We start from the raw sequence: 19,858 nt of genomic DNA, 5'->3' as shown, positions 1-19,858 counted from the left end.
GCCAACCGGGTGCGACTCCGGCACCCGGTCTCAGTTCGAGCCGGAAACCCCCGATAACGCGGTAGTCAGCACCACCATCGGGAACGGAGTATGCATGGCGACGCGGACCGCTCGCGGGGTGTTCAGCGCCTGGTGGCTGGTGTTGATCGCGCTGTACTACGCGTTCCCCGGCGCGCATCTCTACACGTGGGCGCTGCTCGGCTACTCCTCGGCGGCCGCGGTCCTGGTCGGCGTGCGGCTCTACCGCCCCGCCCAGCGGCTGCCCTGGTATCTCACCAGCGCCGCGCTGGCGTTCTTCACCACCGGGGACAGCTGGTACAACCTGATGCTCGCGGTCGGCCGCCAGCCCGGTTACCCCGGCCTGGCGGACCTGTTCTACCTGCTCTTCTACCCCCTGCTGACCGCGGCGTTCCTGCTGTTCATCCGGGCCCGGTCGGGCGGCGGGGACAACCGCGCGGCGCTGCTCGACGCGATGGTCCCGACCGTCGGCGTCGGGCTGCTCGCCTGGGTCTACTGGATCGCCCCGTTCACCCGCGCACAGGACCTCTCCGTCCTGCAGAAGATCGTCTCGATCGGCTACCCACTCGGCGACGTGCTGGTCCTGGCCATGATCCTGCGGATGCTGGCCGCCACCGGCAAACGCCCGAAGGCGCTCTCCACCCTCGGCGTGGCCATGATCGGCCTGCTGCTGTCGGACATCTTCTACGGCCAGTCCCAGCTGCGCGACGAGTGGGCGCTGGGCGGCCCGGTCGACCTCGGCTGGATCTTGTTCTACAGCATGATGGGCTACACGGCGCTGCGGCCGGCGATGAGCGAACTGACCGAGCCGGCCGAGCGGTCCCGCACGGTCATCGGCCGGCACCGGCTGATCTGGCTGACCGCGGCCGCGCTGATCGCGCCGCTCGTCCTGCTGCTGGAGGACTTCCAGGGCCACCCGGTCGAGGTAGCGCGCGGCGGCATCGTCGACGCGCCGGTGATAGCGGCCGCCGCGGCGATCATGTTCGTGCTGGTCCTGGCCCGGGTCTCGGACCTGGCCATGGCCCAACGGCAGGCCGGGGCCCGGGAACGGGCACTGCGCGAGGCCGGGACTCTGCTCTTCTCCGCCACCGACGAGCGGGACGTCAAGGAGGCGGTCGAGCAGGCGATCGTGCGTCTGTTGCCGCCCGGAACCCCGTACTTCCTGGAGCTGAGCTCGGCCGTTCCGGGTGCCGCCGAGGTCGACGTGCACTGGCGCGCCGCCGCCGACCTGCCCGCGGGTCACCACGCCGGCGGGTTCGCCGACACGCTGTTCGCCACCCAGCCGCTGCCCGGCGGGACGCGGCACGGCCAGATCACCCTGGGCGCCGCCGGTGACGTGCTGCACGCCGTCCGGCCGTCCCTGCAGACGCTGTGCGCGCAGGTCGCGGTCGTGCTGGAGCGGATCGCGCTGACCGCGCAGATCAACCAGCGGGACAGCGAGGCGTACTTCCGCACCCTGATCCAGAGCACCGCCGACGTCATCCTGATCGTGGGCGGCGACGACACCATCCGGTACGCCAGCCCGTCCGCGACCAAGCTGTTCGGCGCCCCGATCGCCGTGGACACCCCGATGTCCGCTCTGATCGCCGCCGCGGGCCAGGACGCGCTGCGCGACACCCTCGCCCGGGTCCGGCACACGCACGGCGAGCTGGACGGGGTCGAGCTGACCGCGCAGGGCGCCGGCCGCCGCACCATGCTGGTCGAGTGCGACCTGCGCGACCTGCGCCACGAGCCCTCGGTCGCCGGGCTGGTCGTCACCATGCGTGACGTCACCGAGCAGCGGCGCCTCGAGGACGACCTCACCCACCAGGCGTTCCACGACTCGCTGACCGGGCTGGCCAACCGCGTACTGTTCCGCAACCGCCTGGAGCAGGCGTTCATGGTGGCCGAGCGGGACGCTGCGACGCTGGGCGTGCTCTTCGTCGACCTGGACGACTTCAAGGAGGTCAACGACACGCTCGGGCACGCCGTCGGCGACCAGCTGCTGGTCGCGGTCGCCCACCGGATCTCCACGATCATCGGGGCCGGCAGCACCGCGGCCCGGATGGGCGGCGACGAGTTCGCCATCCTGATCGAGCAGAGCAACAGCGCGGCAGCCACCGAGGAGGTCGCCGCCCGGATCGTCGCCGACCTTGCGGCGCCCCTGGAGGTGCCGGACGGCGAGGGTGGCCTGCACCAGGTCAGCGGCAAGGTCAGCGTAGGCGTCGCCCTGAACCGGGACGCGGCCAACGCCACCGAGCTGCTGCGCCACGCCGACCTGGCCCTCTACCTGGCCAAGGGCATGGGCAAGGGCGGCTGGCAGCGCTACCAGAGCGACCTGGCGCACTCCATGGTGCAGCGGCTGGAGCTGCGCGCCCAGTTGCACGAGGCGATCGAGGACGAGCAGTTCATGCTGCAGTTCCAGCCGATCGTCGAGCTCGCCGACCAGCGGGTCACCGGGGTCGAGGCGCTCGTGCGCTGGCAGCACCCGACCCGGGGGCTGCTCGGGCCGTTCCACTTCGTGGAGGCGGCCGAGGAGAACGGCGCGATCGTCGGCATCGGCAGCTGGGTGCTGCGCGAGGCGCTGCGGCAGATCACCGCGTGGAAGGCCGCGGACCCGGAGACCACGCTGCGCTACGTCAGCGTGAACGTGTCCCCGCTGCAGTTCCACGCCGCCGACTTCGCCGAGCAGGTCCGCGAGGCGCTCGCCGAGGCCGGGGCCCGCCCCGAGTGGCTGCTCCTGGAGATCACCGAGAGCCTGGTGCTGAAGGACGCCGACAGGGTGATCCGGGACCTGCAGGCCCTGCGCGCGATGGGGGTCCGGGTCGCGATCGACGATTTCGGTACGGGATACAGCTCCCTCAGCTACTTGCGGCAGATGCCCGTCGACGTACTCAAGCTCGACAAATCGTTCATCGACGACATTCTGACGAGCCGGCAGCAGCACGCGCTCGTCGACGCGATCGTCACGCTCGCCGGGAACCTGGATCTCGCCGTGGTGGCGGAAGGCATCGAGGAGGCGGGACAGCTGATCGCCCTGGACACCATGGGTTGCCACTACGGCCAGGGGTACCTCTTCGCCAAGCCGCTGTGGCCGACGGAGATCCCGGCGCTCACCACGGCGGCCGCACCGGCGGCGTTGAGCGCGTGAGCCACGAGTGGCGACCACGCAACGATCCAACTTACGTACGGGAAATCCGTTTTATTCTCGACTGTCGGTAACCGAACACTCACTGACAGGGTGAGGCTGACGGTTATCGACTGGCGCGACCGGCCGGTAGGGGGCAGGGTCACAGGGGTGCTGAACAATCCCGTGTGGGCCGCCCTCTCCGGGCCGCAGGCCGGCTATGCCGAGGCCGCCGGAGACGCCGCCCGATACCTGCCCGAGATCGCCCCGTTCTGCGCCGTCAGCGACCCGTCCGACCCGGCCGCCTGGCGCGACCTCGCCACGCTCACCGACCACGCCCTGCTCACCGGGCCCGCGCTCAGCCCCGGGCCCGGCTGGGTCGAGGAGTCCCGGATGAAAGGCGTGCAGATGGTCGGCACCGCGATGTCCGCGGTCGACGACCCGGAAGCGGTCCCGCTCACCGAGCACGACGTCCCCGAGATGCTGGAACTGGTCGCCCGCGCGCAACCCGGGCCGTTCCGCAAACGTACCCTCGACCTCGGGCGCTACCTGGGCATCCGCGCCAAGGACGGCCGGTTGATCTCGATGGCCGGCGAGCGCTTCCGGATGCCGGGGTGGACCGAGGTGTCCGCGGTCTGCACCGACCCCGAGTTCCGGGGCAAGGGACTCGGGGCGCGGCTGACGCTCGCCGTGGCGGCCGGGATTCTCACCCGGGGAGAGCTGCCGTTCCTGCACGCGGTGCACGACAACGAGGACGCGATCCGGCTCTACGGCCGGCTCGGGTTCTCGCACAATGCGGACGTGGTCTTCGCGTCCTTCCGCCACGTGGGCTGACGCATTTTCGCGGCCGCGCGCGCTGGTCAGAGCTGGCCGTGGTTCGGCGGGAGCACGTCGGCCAGTTCATAAGCGGCGATGTGGTGGTATTTCCAGTCGAGTGGATCGTGGACGCTGTGGGTGCGTGCGTTGCGCCAGTGGCGGTCCAGGTCGTATTTCGCGGCGGCCGAACTCGTGCCGCACAGCTGGAACACCTCGGAGCCGGCTTCGACGGCCACCTCGCTGCCGAAGGCTTTCGCGGCGGCGACCGCCAGCGAGCCCCGCGCCGCGGCGTCGGCGTCCGCCGGGGTCAGGGTGATTGCTTCGAGGGTACGGGCGGCGGAGTCGAGCAACGCCTCGGCCGCCCGCACCCGCGTGACGAGCCGGCCGTAGCGGTGCCGCACGTGCGGGTCGTCCGCGGCGATCGACGCGCCGGCGCGGACCGCTTCGGTGGACGGGCGGGCCTTCGTACGCAAATAGGATCTTGATTCTTCCAGTGCGGCGCCGGCGATGCCCACCTCGATCGCGGCGTGGTAGAGCTGCGCGCGGGCGCCGAGCTGCTGCGGCTGCTCGTAGGCGTGCGCGTAATCGATGCGCAGCCCGGGCTCGACCGGCACGCCGGTGAACGTGGCCGTCCCGCTGATCGTGGCGCGCTGGCCGACCATGTCCCAGTCGCTGTCGACCGCCACGCCCTCGGCGTCCCGGGCGACGAAGGCGAGCACCAGCCGGCCCTGCTCGTCGAGGGCGCTGACCGCGATCCAAGCGCTGGTCAGGGCCCCGGTCGTGTAGTACTTCACGCCGTCGAGGCGGCCGGCCGAGATCTTCGTACGCAAATCCTGGGCGTGTTTTCCGCCGCGTTCGGCGAGCGCGTTGCCGAACCGGCGGCCGGCCAGCACCTCCCCGAAGAGGCGCTTGCGCGTCTCCGCGCTCCCGTGCAGGACCAGCACGTCGACCAGCAGGAAGTGCGCCTGCGGAACCTGGGCGATGGACGGGTCGGCGGCGGCGATGATCCGGGCGACCTCGGCGAGCGTGCGCGGGCCGAGCCCGGGGCCGCCGCCGGCGACCGGGATCGTGATCGCGAGCAGGCCGGAAGCGTCGAGAGCGGCCAGGGCATCGGACGGGATCACCGTCGCGCCGTCACGGTCGCGCTGGATCGCGCCGGGGGCCAGCTCCGCGGCGAGCCGATGGGCGGCCGCGACGGCCTCGTCGTGCGTCTGTGGGACAGGCATCCACCGATCGTAGGGTTTCGCGGTTCCTCAAGTGGACCCCGGGCCGACCGATCAAACGCAGGTCAGCGCGGCGGAGGAGGGATCTTGCACACCTGGAACAGACGTGTGCCACCGGTGCATCTCGCACTCGGTGTCCTCTACGTCGCGGTGCTGATGCTCTCCACCGCGGCGCTGCGCGCCGATGTCGCGCCGTACGAAGCAGTCGCCGAAGGCGCCCGCGTGCTCTTCGGCGTGATCGGCATGGTCGCCGCGATCCGCGCGTCCCGCGCCCCGGCCCTGCTCCCCCGGCTGCGCCAGGCGTGGCGCGCCGTCACCGTCAGCCTCGCCGTGCTGATCGCCTCCCCGCTGCTGGTCGCCGGCCTGAAAGCGGCCGGGATCACCGCCGCCGCCGACGACGTCACGCACGTCGCGTTCGTCATCGCGCTGCTGGTGGCGTTGCAGCGGTTCCCGCTCGCGCCGATGAACCGCCGCGACCGGCTGAAAGCCGCGCTCGACGCCGGAACGGTCCTCACCGGCGGCATGGTCCTGCTCTGGTACGTGTCGTTCGGCCCCTACGTCGACGCGCACGGCCTGTCCCTCGCCGTCGTGGTCGCCGCCGGCGTCTACCCGCTCGTCGACCTCGCACTGCTGTTCATCGTGGCCCGCGCCCTGCTGCGCGGCTCCGACCCGTCCGCGACCCGGCCGCTGCGGCTCCTCGCGGCCGGCACGCTCGTCCTGTTCGCCGGCGACGGCGTCCACGGATATCTGCACGGGCACGGCCAGGTCGAGATGCACTCGCCGTGGCAGTTCGTCTGCTGGATCACCACCGACGCGCTGCTCGCGGCGGCCGCCGCCGAGCAGTGCCGGGCCATCAGCGCCGGCCGCCGGGAAGCACGGACCGACCGGGGCAGCAGCCGGCACATGCCGTTCGCGGCGGTCACCATGGCGCACGTGCTCATGCTCACCGCCGCGCTGCAGGAGGACGAACTCTATCCCTGGGGCGGCCTGGCGATCGGCGGCGCCGTGCTCAGCGCGTTCGTCCTCTGCCGCCAGACACTCGTCCAGCGGGAGAGCGACGAACGGGCCAGCACCGACAGCCTGACCGGTCTGGCCAACCGGGCGCGGTTCCGGGCCACGTCCTACCGGAACCTCGCCCGCAGCGCCCGGGCCGGCCGCCACTCGGCCGTCCTGGTGATCGACATGAACGGCTTCAAAGAGGTCAACGACACCCTCGGCCACAAATCGGGCGACCTCGTGCTGGTCGAGTTCGCCGAGATCCTCAAGCGGTGCGTCCCCGCGCCGGGCCTGCCGTGCCGCATGGGCGGCGACGAATTCTCCGTCGTACTGACCGATCTTGATTACCCGGAGCAGGCCTACGAAGTGGCCGGCCGAATCGCCGCCGCGATGGGCCCGGTCGCCATCGACAACAGGCTCATCCCGCTCGCCGCGAGCATCGGCGTGGCCGTCTCCGCCCCCGGCGAACTCACCCACGACGAGATCGTGCACCGCGCTGACCTGGCGATGTACCGCGCCAAGGCGCTCGGCCCGGAAACCAGGTGGGCGGTGTGGCAGGCATCCTTGGAACCTCAGGCCGCTGCCGCCTGAAAAACCGATCCACCGGTACGGGCGGTCCGGCGCGAACCGAGCGGCGGACCAGCACCCGTACGTGACGGCCCCCCGCGGTCCGAGTCGGCCGGTCCGCCGTCAGCGAAACGGTGGCGGCCTGCTCGGTCAGGGGCGGGCACCGACGGTCCGCAGCGCGGCGAGCATACGTTCGACCTCGCACTCGTCCGTGGTCTCGCGGCCGGCGTGGCTCGGCGCGGCAGTCCCCAGGGACAGGGTCGCGGCGTCCGGCACGGTGTGTTTCGCCGACGCGTGCACGGCGGTGATCCCGAGCCGGACCAGCGGCTCGATCAGCGACACCCGGACACCACCACCGGCCATGATCTCCAGGCGCCCGGCGGCGGCGGTGACCAGCCGGGCCAGTGCCGGCAGCGAGTCCACCACCGTGGTGGTGCCGCCGGAGGTGAGAATCCGCCGGACCCCGAGCTCGTGCAGCGCCTCGATCGCCTTCTCCGGCTCCGGCAGCAGGTCGAACGCCCGGTGGAAGGTCACCTCGGCGTCCCCCGCGGCCTCCACGACGCTCGTCACCAGCCCGGTGTCGATCCGCCCGTCGCGGACCCCGCCGATCACCACCCCGGCCGCGCCGGACGCGACGGCATGGCGCACGTCGCGGACGATCACGGTGATCTCGTCCGGCTCGTAGGCGAAGTCGCCGGTGCGGGGCCGGACCAGCACGTGAACCGGCGGCACATCCGGCGCCGAGGTGGCCGCCTCGATCAGTCCGGTGGACGGGGTGACGCCGCCGAGCGCCAGCGCCGAGCACAGCTCTATCCGGTCCACCCCGTAGCGGGTGGCGACGTCGATACCGTGCACGTCCTGGACGGCGAGCTCGAAGGCGATCATTAAACAATCATTGCAGTAACGCCCGGCCCCGCGGCAGCCACATCCGCCGCAACAAAAGTCACAGCCCACTCCCCCGCGGCCCAGCCGCCGGCAGACTGCAGCCGGCGCCCAGAGGTGCATCGCCCCATCAGAAGGACACCTCCAGAGACGGCGGTGGGCCAACTGACAGGCGGTGGCTGGGCCATGGGGGCACCGCCACGGCCGCCGCCACCGGGCCCCGGGCACCGGGCACCGGGCACCGGGCACCGGGCGACCCTGGGCGGGGGCGGTACGAACGCACGACCCGGGCCCGGGGTGCTCCGACCGCACCGGCGCTGTCTACGCGGACGTCTCCCGCCCTCCGCTTGCGCCCGGAGTGGTCAAGCCGGCCGGATGACGAATGCCAGCGCAAGCCGGGACCGACAGACGGCACGGGGTCGGCGGCTCAGCTGTTGTCGATGACTGCCTGCAGGCGGGCTTCGAGATCTGGGCGTATCGGGGTGACTCGCCGCATCAGGGACGCCCGGCCCTCCGGGTTGTGCAGGGCCGCGGGCAGTTCTGCAGGCAGATCCTGTTCGCGCAGGCGAACCAGCGCGTCGACGACCAGGACAGGATCGGCGGCCTCGAAAGCGGTGTCGATCACCACGGTGACCGCCCGCGTCAGCTGGCGGTCTGAACCGGGTTGCCGGCCGAGGAAGGTCAACACACAGCGCAGGATGCTGTCGGCGACACCAGCGGGCATTTCGGAGCGGCCCGGCCCGTCGAGATATGCGTCGAGGATGTCGGCAACCGCGCCGGAAGGCATACCGTCGGCGGTCGAGAGACGGTTCAGCAGCAGTTCCGCATAGGCGGAGTAACCGTCCCGAGTGGCGTCGGCTGCCGCAGCGGCAGCCCGATACGCGAGCGGCGACGGATCTGTCCAGATCTCCACGAGTGCCCGAGCGGCGGAGACGAAGCCGTGCTCAGTGTCGCCGGGGAAAGCGGTCAGGGTCCAGGGCAGCTTCCGGGTGAGCGGCTCCAGCCCGTGGTGGACGATGTCGCCGTCGAAGCCGCACTGGAAATGGTTCTCCCGATGCAGCCAGAGCGGGTCGGCGTCGTGAACGGGAACGCGGCGGAAGGCCCACAACGGGTCGAGGACCGGATCGACCGGGCCGGAACCCAGAGCGATGCGGATGTCGCGGCCGTCATCGGTGCGGATCCGATCGACGGTCGTCGAGTCGACCAGGCTGCGCCAGCCTTCCGCGGAGAGCTGGGATTTCCACAACAGCGCTTGCGAATGCCAGGCTTGCACCGGGTCGGCGTGATCGGGGTAGAGCTGGCCCGCGCGGACGGGTCCCGTGCAGAGGATGAGCAGCAACACGTTCGCGGCGTAGGTGGCGTAGCGTGCGGGCACGCCGGCGAACGTCGGCACATAGCCGTAATCGTTCCACTGTGGCGACGCATGGTTGACGCTCTGGAACACCTTCAGCAGCGGATCGCGGACCTGTGCGTCCCCGGCAGCCATCTCGGTGAGGAATGCGGGTACCCGCGACCGCTGGCTGAGGGGCTGATGTGACAGCAGACTCCTTAGCAACTCGTCGTCCAGCGGGATCGTGCCGAACCTGGGCCCCCGGACCGTCATGGATTGGAGCACGTCCCAGGTGAGCCGGGACACCAGGAATTCGCCGAAGGTGGCATGCAGGAACTTGTAGGTGCGTGGCGGCTCTTCGTCTGACGTGGCCGTCTGTGCCCGGCGTACGAAGAAGAATCGGCTGAGCAGCAGTTCAGAGGCGCTCAGCGGGGCTCGGAGATCGGCCTGCGCCGGTGACCGATCAGGAGGCGCAAGCGCTCTCAGGTCGGCGTCGAGTTCGTAGTGGGTGACCCATTCCCGGTCACGGTTGAACATGGCGAAGGCCGCGACAGAAAGCAGATGGATCTCCGACTCGGCGGCCCGCTCCAGATCGCGTACGGACAGGCCGATGCCGCGCTTGCCGATCTCTCGTCTGACGAAGGTGCTGAGCAGGCCTTCGTAGCCGGAGGCCGGGTGTTCGCCACCGAGGTGCTGAAGGGCAAGCATCAGCAGCCACAGCGGCTGGGTGGCGAGATCCCGCTGTGCGAGAACGATCTCCAGTGTGAGCGGTGTCCGGCCCAGACGGGTGAACTCGGGCGCGTTGACCTTGTTCCAGACGTCGATCCACGCTGCCACCTGACCCTCGTCGAACGGTTCCAGGCGCAGCACCACGGTTCTCGCCGGGAGCCGAACCCGGTCGGCGACGACGATGCGGCTCGTCACGATTGCCGCCACCGGACGGCCGATTTCGGCCTCACGGCGCTGGAACCTCGCCACCCGCTCGAGGTAGTCGCTGTGCCTCACGCCGGCGGCCTGCAGGAGTTCGTCGAAGCCGTCCAGGATGACCACTGGCAAGGCATCCCCGGCCAGTCGAGCTACCGTGGGCCAGGGGATGCGTTCGCCGGTGGCCTCCCGGACCGCGTCTTCGATCTGCTCCATGACCTCACCCGCGGCCGACACTTCCCGGAGCGGGACGCGGATAGCCATGAAGTCTGCGACGGGCAGGCGAGCGGCGAGCACTCTGGTCAGCAGCGACTTGCCCGCGCCGGGATGGCCGAGGATCAGCAGCGGCCCGTCCACCGCTCTCGGCGAGGTGAGGTACCCGAGCAGGAACTCCTGAAGGTCGTCGCGGACCGGCTGGCCGGCCCACCACGATTCATCGGTGACGTCCGCGTGCGGCGCGATCTCGGCGACCCGATACGACGGCGAGATGAATCCCTCGTCGAGGACGGGAATCCGGACTCCGGTCTCGACGTCTACGGACCTGACGATCGGCCGCTGCAGGTAGGCCTGGTACACGCGGGCCAGATCCCGGCGCCATGCGTCCGGCTTCCGCTCGACGGCCGGACGACTGGTTGCCCCCTCGTCCCGGCTTGTCGCCCACTGGCTGACCTCGGGGAAGTCGATGGCGAGCAGCCTCAGCGCCTCACGATATCGGAGGGCGGCGTGGCTCGCGGCGTCGGTCAGCTGTCGGGTAATCCGGTTGCGCTGCAGGAACGGGAGCTTCTCCCACCCGGCGAGGTCGGTGATGAACTGGTGCAGCCGGTCGGCGAGCCCGAGGTAGTAGCGGCGCAGCACGTCGTCGAACGACGCCGGGATCTGCTCCGGGCTCGGCACCAGCAGCCCGGCCGACCGGATCTGCTCGGTGAAGTCGCCGATGCCCGCCGTCCCGGTCTGCGGGAGCGGTGCGCCGCGGGTCAGCTCGACCGGCAGCCGCACCTCGGCGAGGCTCTCGAAGAACGCCGACACGACGATCACGGTGTGCGCCGCGGACAGGCTGTCGCCGCGCTCGACGGGGTCGAGAGCGTTGCGGCGTTCGGTGAGCCGGCGGAGCAGCGTCCTGCTCTGGTGGACGACCTCGTCGGTGCCGCCGAACCAGCGGAGCACGTCGGTGGACGGCACGTCGCCGCCGGTCGCCACGGCCTCGGCAATCCCCTGATCCGTGCCGCCGAGCAGCCGGATGGCGTCCGCGTACGTGAATGCCCGTGCCATGGTCCCTATCCTGCCTGTCCGGAGTGCTGCGATGCGTCAGGTGCGAGCGGTGCGAGCCGTCTCACGAGTCCGGGGCGCCGATCACCGATCCGGCCGGTGAACGCGTCGAAGTCCGCGCGGGAGGTGAGCTGCCGGACAGTGGGCAGGGCGAAGCCCCGTTCGGCGAGCCTGGTCATCGCCATCGCAGCAGTGATCACGTCGACATTGTCGAGGTCGGGTTCGAGCATCGAGCGCAGGACACGGGCGGTGCGCTCGTCGTCCTCGCCCTGGTCGAGGTGTGCCAGCGCGCACAGGACCATCCGGGATTGCAGTCGTGGGGGCAGCAGAGGTGCCAGGGACTGATGCATCTGCTCCAGGACGGTGACCGCCTCGCCCGGTCCGAGGTGGCCGTACGGTCCCAGGTGCGGCAGGGACAGCTCCGCGACGTTCAGCCGCAGATCGGACGGCTGTGACTCGTCCACCGCGAGGTGCAGGCAGCGGTGGAAGTCGTCGCGGGACGGTGCGGTCCACAGCCGCATCAGGACGTCGGCCGCGACGGCTCCGACCCTGCGGCGCAGCGGCCCGGCGGTCCGCATCAGGGAATCGGCGATCGGGTCGTACCGAAAATTGATCTTGATCTCGAATTCTTCGTCGGGTGGTGGCGGGATGCGGTCGCGCCAGCTCTCCGGAGCCAGCTCGATGCGCACGTCGCGGTGGTCGCCCTCGCCGATCCGCTGCACGCTCAGCCCGTGGACGAGGCCGGCGCTGTTACCGTCGGGCAGCTGCGACTCCCAGAACAACGCCTGGCCGTGCCAGTGGCGGGGCACGTCCGGATGGTCCTCGAACAGGCTGCTCGCCAGCACATCCCCGGTCACGTTCACGAGGATCAGCAGGAGGTTCGCGCGGTAGACGGCGTACCGGAAGGGCACGCCGCCGGGCGGGCGCCGGCCGGGAATCGGATCCGACGGCATCGGCTGGTCGTGGGCTGTACGGAACAGCAGCGTGAGCCGGTCCCGGAGGGTGACGACGCTGCTGGGTGTCAGGGTGGTCGCCATCCCGGTGAGGAAGTCGACGACCGGCTGACGGTCGTCAAGCATGCGGGTGGACAGCAGCCGCCGCAGAGCCGTGTCGTTGGGGAGCATGGTCCCGCCGAGAGCGGCCGGGTCGGTTGCCGTGATCCCCTCCAGTTCCGTCCAGATGAGCCGGGCGACGAGGACGTCGGCGAAGGCGGTGTAGGAGAATTCGAACGCCGTCCCGCGCCGCCGGAACGGGAAGCGGATCAGCAGATCCTCGGCGGGGCGTAGGGACCGGTGCGGTTTCACCTCGGCCCTGGTCAGATCCTGGTTCAGCTCGTCCTCGCTGATCCGGCCGGTGGCGCGCTGGAACATGGCGAGCGCTCCGGCGGTGAGCGCGCGCAGGTCGTCCTGCACCACCTCGCGCAGGTCGCGGTCGTGCTGGTCGGATTCGTACTTGGTGATCTCCCGGGTGGCCACCAGGTTGATCACATGTTCCGGTCCGCTCTCGGGCGGGTGGTGCCCAGCGGCGTGCAAAGCCAGCATGACGAGCAGCAGCGGCTGCCCGGCGAGAGCCCGGTACGCCCGGATGTCCTCCACGGTCAGCGGCGCCCCGGGGTTGAGGGCATTCCACCCGGCGAGCCAGGCGGAGATCTCCGGTTCGCCGAACGGCTCCAGCCGCAGCGCGAGACTGCCCTCCGGGATGCGGGCCCGATCGGCGACCGATGTCCTGCTGGTCACCACTACGGCCACCGGCCGACCGAGCGCGGCCTCCTGACGCTGGAAGACGGCGACGCGTTCCAGAAAGCCGGTCTTGTTGGCGCCGGTGGCGTGTAGCAGCTCATCGAAGCCGTCGAATACCACCACCGGTCTCGCGTCACCGGCCGACGCGACAAGCGCGGGCCACGTCAGGTTCTCACCTGTCGCGTCGAAGATCGCCTGTTCGAGGCGCTTGCGGATGCCGTCAATCTCCGCGTTCTCCCGCAGCGTGGCCGGCAGCACCAGGAACTTCTCAGGCGGGAACACGGCGGCGAACATCCGGATGAACGACGTCTTGCCGCCACCGCAATCCGCCACGATACAGGTCGGTGTCCGGGTGGCCGGCTCCGACTGCAGATGGTCGCCGAGATACTGCCAGGGATCCTCGCGGATCTCCTGACGGACCCACTGTGCCTCGTCGCTGACCTGCCCGGCCTCGGTCACCTCGAATACCCGGAACCGGGGAGTGATGTACAGCTCCTCCAGCGAGGGGATCGTGACGCCGTCGGGTGGCTTGCCGACGTCGCCCGCACGGTGGCGCAGGGTGGCGGACTGCGCCGCCGCCAGCGCGGCCCGGCGCTGGTCGGGCGCCTGCCCGGTGTAGAGGCTGCGCAGCAGCGTCATCATCTCGGCGATGTCCGCCCGGGTCGCCTGATGTTGCTGCTCGTCGGTCCAGTGCGCGAAGGCGGGGAAGGTACCGACCAGCTCGTGCAGCATGCTGCGGTAGTGGGCGACCGCCCGGCCGGGCACCGCCCCGAGATCCGTGGTGATCTTCGCGCGTTCCTCGGCGGACAGTCCCTCCGTGGCAGCCAGCCCGTCGAGGAAGGCGTCCAGATCCTGGGCCAGGCCTTGGTAGTAGGCGAGCAAGTCGTGCCGGAACTCCTCGGGCGACTGACCATCGGCAGGCACCAGCTGACCGGCCGACATGATCTGGCCGACGAACGTGCCGGGCATGGCCGGGACGCCGGCGCCGAGCGCGACCTGCTCGGCGCGGGTCAGTCGGGCCGGCAACGCCACGTCCTTGAGCTGGTCGAAGAAGCCGGTGATCACGATGACCGTGTGCGCTGCCTCGATCCGGTCGGTGTTGCCGTAGTCGGACAGCCCGGTGTGCCGCTCGTAGAAGAAGCGGATCGCCCGCTGGCTCAGCTGGGCCAGATCGGCCTTGTAGTCGAACCAGCCGAGCACGTCACTGAAGATCGGTGACGTGCCTGCCATGATCCAGCCCGCGGTGGAGTTCAGCAGATTCAGCAGCCGGTTGTCCTCGCCGCCGAGTAACCGGACGGCGTCGGCGTAGCTGAGCGACCGTGCCATCGCACCATCATCGGGGATCGGCGATGATCTGCCGAGCCCGGACGCGCCGGGCGACGGGTGCGTTTCGTGCCAGTGATCAGCCACCTCGTCTTGTCGGTGACCTTCACCGTCCACCGAGGATGTGCTCATCGGACGCAAGGGAGGCTGTTCGCGTGAATCAATTCACCCGGGCACTGACCGCCCTGCTCGCCCGAAATACCGCTGGCTGGTCGGGCAGCTCGGCGACACCCGCACCAGACGACCTGGCCGGACGGCAGCGTGCCGGAAAGCGCTGATCCGGGCAGTAGGCAAAGCGGAGGCATCGCCCGGGGGCGCCCCTGCAGCGGTCTCGCCGACGCCCGGCGACAGCACCCCCGCATCATGCGTACGACAGGGGCAATGAGTCATACCGGGCCGAGTGACCGAGCAGTCCCCGGTCGAGACGATCAAAAGGTAACGGGTGGGTCAGCGGTGGTGATCGGTGAGGACCTGGGACAGAGCCGCGGTGACGAGGCCGGCGGCCACTACCGTCAAGAGGCCCACACGGAGGCTGGTCCGGTCGGCGACGAGCCCGACGATCGGCGGGGAGAGCAGGAAACCGCCGCGCAACAGCCAGCTCACGATGGTCAGGCCGGTGCCGGGTGACAGGCCGGGAAGTTCGTCGGCGGTGTGCATCGCCGCCGGTACCAGGGTTGCCACACCGAGTCCGGCCAGGGCGAATCCGATCAGGGCGGTGGGCCCGGACGGGAAGGCGAGGGCGCCGCCCATGCCGGCGGCGGCGAGCGCTCCGCCGGCGCGGACGACCGTGCGCTGCCCGAACCGGTCGACGACCCGGTCCCCGGCGAGACGTCCGGCGGTCATGGCGACCTGCAGGGCGACTACGGCCAGGCCGGCGGTAGCGGCCGCGGCGTGCAGGTCGGTCAGGTAGAGCGCGCCCCACGACGCGCCCGCGTCCTCGACCAGCGAGCCGCAGGCCGCGAGCACGCCGAGTGCCACGAGCATCCGCACGGCCGGCCCGCCGGGGGACCACCGGGCGGGCCGGGCCTCGACGGCGACGGGCACGACGGCCGGGGCACCGGCAGACGAGCCGATCAGGACCCCGGCCGGAGAAGCGGCCGGGACGTCAGCGGGAGAAGCCGGGAGGTCGGTGGGAGAAGCGGCTGGGAGGCCATCAGGCGAGGTGGCGGTGCGCTCGGCGTCTTCTGGGCCGGGGAGCAGGAAGCGGTACGCCACGAGCGCCACCACGCTGAACACCGCCGCCGAGATCGTCAGGTGCACCCCGAGCGGCAGGGAGAGCCCCGCCGCCGCCGAGCCCATCAGCCCGCCCAGCACGGCCCCGACGCTCCACACGCCGTGCAGCGAGTTGACGATCGACCGGCCGTACCGGCGCTGGACCCGCAGCCCGTGCGCGTTCTGGGCCACGTCGACGATCGAGTCGAGGGCGCCGACCACGAACAGGACGGCGGCCAGGGCGTACCAGTGCGGCGCGGCCGGGATGCCGAGCGTCGCGACCGCCATCAGCACGATGCCGAACGACGCGACGCGCGCCGAACCCCACCGGCGGACGGCGGCGCCGGCGAGCAGGCCGGCGATCAACGCGCCCGCCGGGAAGGCCGCGATCGCGGTCCCGAGCAGCGCGTTGCTCAGGCCGAGTTCCGCTTTGAGCTGCGGATAGCGGGGGACGACGGTGAAGAACACCGCCCCGTTGGTGAGGAAGAGGGCGGCGACGGCGACCCGTGCTCGACGGGCGGAACTGGACACAAGGGGCTCCGGGGAGAAACGCGTACGCGAAAGAGGGTTGATCTTTATCGGAGGAAACGCTCGACCGCGTGGCGGATCTGGTCGGGCGTCATCGGGTCGGTCGAGAGGACGCTGTGCAGGACCAGGCCTTCGATGAGCGCGTCGACCTCGCGGGCCGTGGCCGGGTCGAAGTGTCGCTCGAGGGCGTCGCGGCTGCGCTGCATCCAGGCCTGGGTGACCGCGCGCAGCGCCGGGTTGCGCGCCGCGGCGACGTAGAGTTCGACGGCCATGACCAGGTCGTTCGGCGAGCCGATGAGGTCGTCGCGGATCAGTGTGATGACGGCTTCGATGGCGCTGTCCCGGTCGGTGGCGGCGCCGAGCCGCTGGTCGAAGACGTCGGCGGCGGCGTTCGCGTGCCGGGTGAAGGCCTCCGCCAGCACCTCGTCGAGCGACTCGAAGTGGTAGGTCATCGAGCCGAGCGGCACGTCGGCGGCGCGGGCGATCTCCCGGTGAGTGGTCGCAGCCACGCCTTTCTCCGCGATGACCTGCAACGCGGCATCGATCAGCCGATCCCGCCGGTGGGGGTCGTGCCGACGCGTCCGGCGGACCTCGGTCATGCCGCCACCTCCGCCGCGCTCCGGCGTCGCCGTGACCGCATCACGGCGTCCGATGATGCACTCGCCGGCTCGCTCATGCGATCTGCCGGACGATCCGGGCCGGGTTGCCGACCGCCACCACGTTTGCCGGCAGGTCGCGGGTGACGACGGATCCGGCGCCGACCACGGTGTTCTCCCCGATGGTCACGCCGGGCAGCACGATCGCGCCGGAGCCGAGCCAGACGTTGTCGCCGATCACGATCGGTTTTGCCGCCTCCCACTTGTCACGCCGCGGCCCCGGCTCGATCGGGTGGGTCGGCGTGAGCAGTTGCACGTTCGTCCCGATCTGCACGTCGGCCCCGATCGTGATCGGCGCGACGTCCAGCGCGACCAGCCCGAAGTTCGCGAAGGTGCGGGCCCCGATCCGGAGGTGCCGGCCGTAGTCGATGCGTAGCGGCGGGCGGATCTCGACGCCTTCCCCGACCTCGCCGAGCAGGTCGCCGAGCAGGCGGCGGCGCTGGTCGACGTTGCGGATCGGGGTGGCGTTGTATTCGTCCATCAGGTCGAACGCGCGCAGTGCCGCCTCGCCGAGCTCAGGGTCGTCGGCGAGGTAGAGGTCACCGGCGAGCATCCGCTCACGCATGGACCGTCGGTCGGACGTGGTCATGCGTACGAGCGTACACATCCTGTGTACTTCCGTACACAGGAGCGCCCGGGTTCCGGAACCCACCGCGCTTCGACGCTGTGACCTGCATCAATACCGGAACCGGTGTCGGAACCGGTTCCGGTCCCCATTGACACCGGTTCACACCAGCGACACAGTGTCCGGCAAGAGAGCGTTTTCACAGCTTGTTCCCCAGATGGAAACGACTTCGACACATCCTCCAGGAGTCCCCATGTCGATGACCCCTGCCCTGAAACGCCGACGAGCCTGGCTCGTCGCGGCCGTCCTGGCCGGCGCGCTGTTCACCGCACCGACCAGCGCGAACGCCGCGGAAACCCTCGTCTCCCAGAACAAGCCCGTCACCGCGTCGTCGTCGGAATGGGCCGGCACCCCGGCCGGCGCGGCCGTGGACGGCGACAACGGAACCCGCTGGTCCAGTGCGTTCGCGGCCGCCCAGTGGTTCCAGGTCGACCTCGGCGCCGCCACCGCGGTCAGCCGGATCGCGATCAACTGGGAGGGCGCCTACGCGAAGGCGTTCACGATCCAGTTCTCGTCCGACGGCACCAATTACACCCAGGCCTACGCCACGAGCACGGGCACCGGCGGCCAGCAGAGCATCACGGTCACCGGCACCGCCCGTTACGTCCGGATCAACCTCACGCAGCGCGCTCTGGAAGCCTACGGATACTCGTTCTGGGAGTTCCAGGTGTTCTCCGGCAGCGTCGTCACCAACCCCGCGAACACCCTTCTCTCGTACGGGAAACCGGCGCGCGCCTCGTCCGAACAGAACGACGTGAACTGCAACCCGTGCACGGCCGACAAGGCGTTCGACAACGACCCGGCCAGCCGCTGGGCCACCAGTTCCACCACCGGCTGGGTCGACCCGGGCTGGATCTACGTCGACCTGGGCGCGACCGCGAACGTCACCCAGGTGGTGCTGCAGTGGGACCCGGCGTACGGGAAGGCCTACCAGATCCAGGTGTCGGGCGACGCCACGAACTGGACCACGATCTACTCGACCACCACCGGTGACGGGCTCAAGGACGTCATCAACGCCACCGGCACCGGCCGCTACGTGCGGATGTACGGCACCGCGCGCGGCGGACCCTACGGCTACTCACTGTGGGAGTTCAGCGTGTACGGCACCGGCGGCAACCCGGTCACCCCGCCCGCCGCACCGGCCGACCCGACGTTCCCGGCCACCCGGCTCGTCTTCGCCGACGAGTTCAACGGCGCCGCCGGCGCCAAGCCGGACACCGCGAAGTGGACCTACGACCCGGGCGTCCCGCAGAACGGCGAAGTCCAGTACTACACGCCGAACAGCGAGAACGCGTCGATGAACGGCGCCGGGCAGCTCGTCCTCGAAGCCCGCAAGCAGGACTACGAGGGCCGGCAGTACACCTCGGCGCGGATGAACACCAGCAACAAGTTCCACGTCCAGTACGGCCGGGTCGAATCCCGGATCAAGGTGCCGAAGGGCAACGGGCTGTGGCCGGCGTTCTGGATGATGGGCGCCGACTTCCTGCAGGGACGGCCGTGGCCGTACAACGGGGAGATCGACATCATGGAGATCCTCGGCCGCAACACCAACGAGGTGTACTCGACGCTGCACGCGCCGGCGTACAACGGGGCCGGCGGTTACGGCCAGAAACTCTCGACGGTCGACCTGTCCCAGGACTTCCACGTCTACGCGGTCGAGTGGGACAGCAAGGGCATGCGCTTCTACCTCGACAACACGCTGATCCTCAACGCCGCCAAGGACACCGTGGAGAACACGCGCGGGCCGTGGATCTACGACCACCCGTTCTACCTCATCCTCAACCTGGCGGTCGGCGGCGACTTCCCCGGCCCGATCGACGCCACCACACCGTTCCCCAGCCGGATGCTGGTCGACTACGTGCACGTCTACCAGTGAGATGTGCCGCGGCAGGGCTCTCCCCCAGGCCCTGCCGCGGTCACCGTCCGAGGGCTCCGGCTTTCCGGTCGGACACCAGGTAGGAGGCTGCCGCGGTGACGGCCGAGACAGCGAGCACCGCCGGCCACGAACCGATCTTCTTGGCCAGGGGATGAGAAAGGCCGAAAGCCCCGACGTACGTCGCGGCCAGCGCCGTCGTCACGAACGGGCTCGTCCGCCGAGCCCACTCACGGCCCGCCGCGACTCCCCCGGCGGCCAGGACGACCCCGCCGAGCGGCCGCACCCCGGTCCGCCGGGCCACCTGCCACCCGCCGATGAGCGAACCCGCCGTGATCACTGCTGTGAGAACACGCATCCCCCGACCCTACCGCCGCCCGGGCCGCCAGCCGGAGCACGGCACGTCGTCAGGTCAGCCGGCTCTCGATCTCCTCCGGGGCCCGCATGCGCCACGCGTCCGTGATCAGCTCGGTCAGGCGGGCGACCGACACCCGCGGCAGGTGCAGCATGACCAGCGGAAAACCCTCATAACCGGGGGTGGTGAAGAACAGGTCGGGCTCGCCGAGGACCAGGGCCTGTTTCTCGGCCTCGTCGCCGACGTAGAGCACGGCGATGTCGGTGCGGATGACCCGCGGCTTGCCGGGTTGCCGCTCCGGATAGGACCAGGCGAAGCCCTTGTTCGCCACCCGGAAGTCGAAACCGTCGCTGTCGATCTCGACCACCTCGGGGAGCGCCAGCGCGAGCCGGCGTACGTCGTCCGCGTCAGCCATGCCG

At 70.5% G+C, this 19,858-nt stretch carries 13 protein-coding genes; 4 read left to right on the top strand and 9 right to left on the bottom strand.

All coding sequences use genetic code 11. From position 1 onward, the window contains the following. Positions 1–94 precede the first annotated feature (94 nt). Together ACH442_RS13845 and ACH442_RS13840 are read left to right on the top strand one after the other, a co-directional pair. Positions 95–3,148 carry a putative bifunctional diguanylate cyclase/phosphodiesterase gene (locus ACH442_RS13845; protein WP_396338327.1) on the top strand — a complete coding sequence of 1,018 codons (3,054 nt, stop codon included), beginning with the start codon at positions 95–97 and terminating at the stop codon, positions 3,146–3,148. Positions 3,149–3,295: 147 nt separating this feature from the next. Further along, complete coding sequence (locus ACH442_RS13840) at positions 3,296–3,958, top strand: GNAT family N-acetyltransferase (protein WP_396338326.1); 663 nt, start codon at positions 3,296–3,298, stop codon at positions 3,956–3,958. A 26-nt stretch (positions 3,959–3,984) separates the two neighbouring features. Here the strand turns inward: ACH442_RS13840 and ACH442_RS13835 are convergent, their stop codons facing one another. Continuing rightward, on the bottom strand, positions 3,985–5,166 hold the full coding sequence (locus ACH442_RS13835) for an acyl-CoA dehydrogenase family protein (RefSeq protein WP_396338325.1): 1,182 nt from the start codon (positions 5,164–5,166) through the stop codon (positions 3,985–3,987). Between the two features lie 114 nt (positions 5,167–5,280). On the opposite strand from ACH442_RS13835, the gene ACH442_RS13830 reads away from it, so the two are divergent. Next, positions 5,281–6,750: a diguanylate cyclase domain-containing protein gene (locus ACH442_RS13830; protein WP_396338324.1), complete on the top strand. Its 1,470-nt coding sequence runs from the start codon at positions 5,281–5,283 to the stop codon at positions 6,748–6,750. A 126-nt stretch (positions 6,751–6,876) separates the two neighbouring features. Here ACH442_RS13830 and ACH442_RS13825 read toward each other — a convergent pair whose 3' ends face one another. The 6 genes from ACH442_RS13825 to ACH442_RS13800 all read right to left on the bottom strand — a co-directional run bounded on the left by ACH442_RS13825 (position 6,877) and on the right by ACH442_RS13800 (position 17,175). Beyond that, entirely contained in the window at positions 6,877–7,611 is a 735-nt protein-coding gene (locus tag ACH442_RS13825) for a copper homeostasis protein CutC (protein ID WP_396338323.1), read from the bottom strand. 424 nt (positions 7,612–8,035) lie between these two features. Beyond that, positions 8,036–11,131, bottom strand: a complete 3,096-nt coding sequence (locus tag ACH442_RS13820; RefSeq protein WP_396338322.1) for an NACHT domain-containing protein — start codon at positions 11,129–11,131, stop codon at positions 8,036–8,038. Positions 11,132–11,136: 5 nt separating this feature from the next. Next, positions 11,137–14,193, bottom strand: coding sequence for an NACHT domain-containing protein (locus ACH442_RS13815; protein WP_396338321.1), 3,057 nt, complete (start codon positions 14,191–14,193; stop codon positions 11,137–11,139). Positions 14,194–14,637: 444 nt separating this feature from the next. Next, positions 14,638–15,933, bottom strand: coding sequence for an MFS transporter (locus ACH442_RS13810; RefSeq protein WP_396338320.1), 1,296 nt, complete (start codon positions 15,931–15,933; stop codon positions 14,638–14,640). 44 nt (positions 15,934–15,977) lie between these two features. Then, positions 15,978–16,529, bottom strand: a complete 552-nt coding sequence (locus tag ACH442_RS13805) for a TetR/AcrR family transcriptional regulator (RefSeq protein WP_396338319.1) — start codon at positions 16,527–16,529, stop codon at positions 15,978–15,980. 73 nt (positions 16,530–16,602) lie between these two features. After that, entirely contained in the window at positions 16,603–17,175 is a 573-nt protein-coding gene (locus tag ACH442_RS13800) for a sugar O-acetyltransferase (protein ID WP_396338318.1), read from the bottom strand. 229 nt (positions 17,176–17,404) lie between these two features. Between ACH442_RS13800 and ACH442_RS13795 the strand changes: the two genes are divergently transcribed. Beyond that, entirely contained in the window at positions 17,405–19,087 is a 1,683-nt protein-coding gene (locus tag ACH442_RS13795; RefSeq protein WP_396338317.1) for a discoidin domain-containing protein, read from the top strand. 40 nt (positions 19,088–19,127) lie between these two features. Here ACH442_RS13795 and ACH442_RS13790 read toward each other — a convergent pair whose 3' ends face one another. Both ACH442_RS13790 and ACH442_RS13785 read right to left on the bottom strand, forming a co-directional pair. After that, on the bottom strand, positions 19,128–19,442 hold the full coding sequence (locus tag ACH442_RS13790; protein ID WP_396338316.1) for a hypothetical protein: 315 nt from the start codon (positions 19,440–19,442) through the stop codon (positions 19,128–19,130). 49 nt (positions 19,443–19,491) lie between these two features. Next, positions 19,492–19,854 carry an MmcQ/YjbR family DNA-binding protein gene (locus ACH442_RS13785; protein WP_396338315.1) on the bottom strand — a complete coding sequence of 121 codons (363 nt, stop codon included), beginning with the start codon at positions 19,852–19,854 and terminating at the stop codon, positions 19,492–19,494. Positions 19,855–19,858 lie beyond the last annotated feature (4 nt).

Origin of the sequence: Actinoplanes sp. NPDC020271 (assembly GCF_044388125.1) — a bacterium.
Classification (GTDB): Bacteria; Actinomycetota; Actinomycetes; order Mycobacteriales; family Micromonosporaceae; genus Actinoplanes.
Note: the sequence above shows the minus strand (reverse complement) of the source record. Positions and strands in the feature narration are given on the sequence as shown.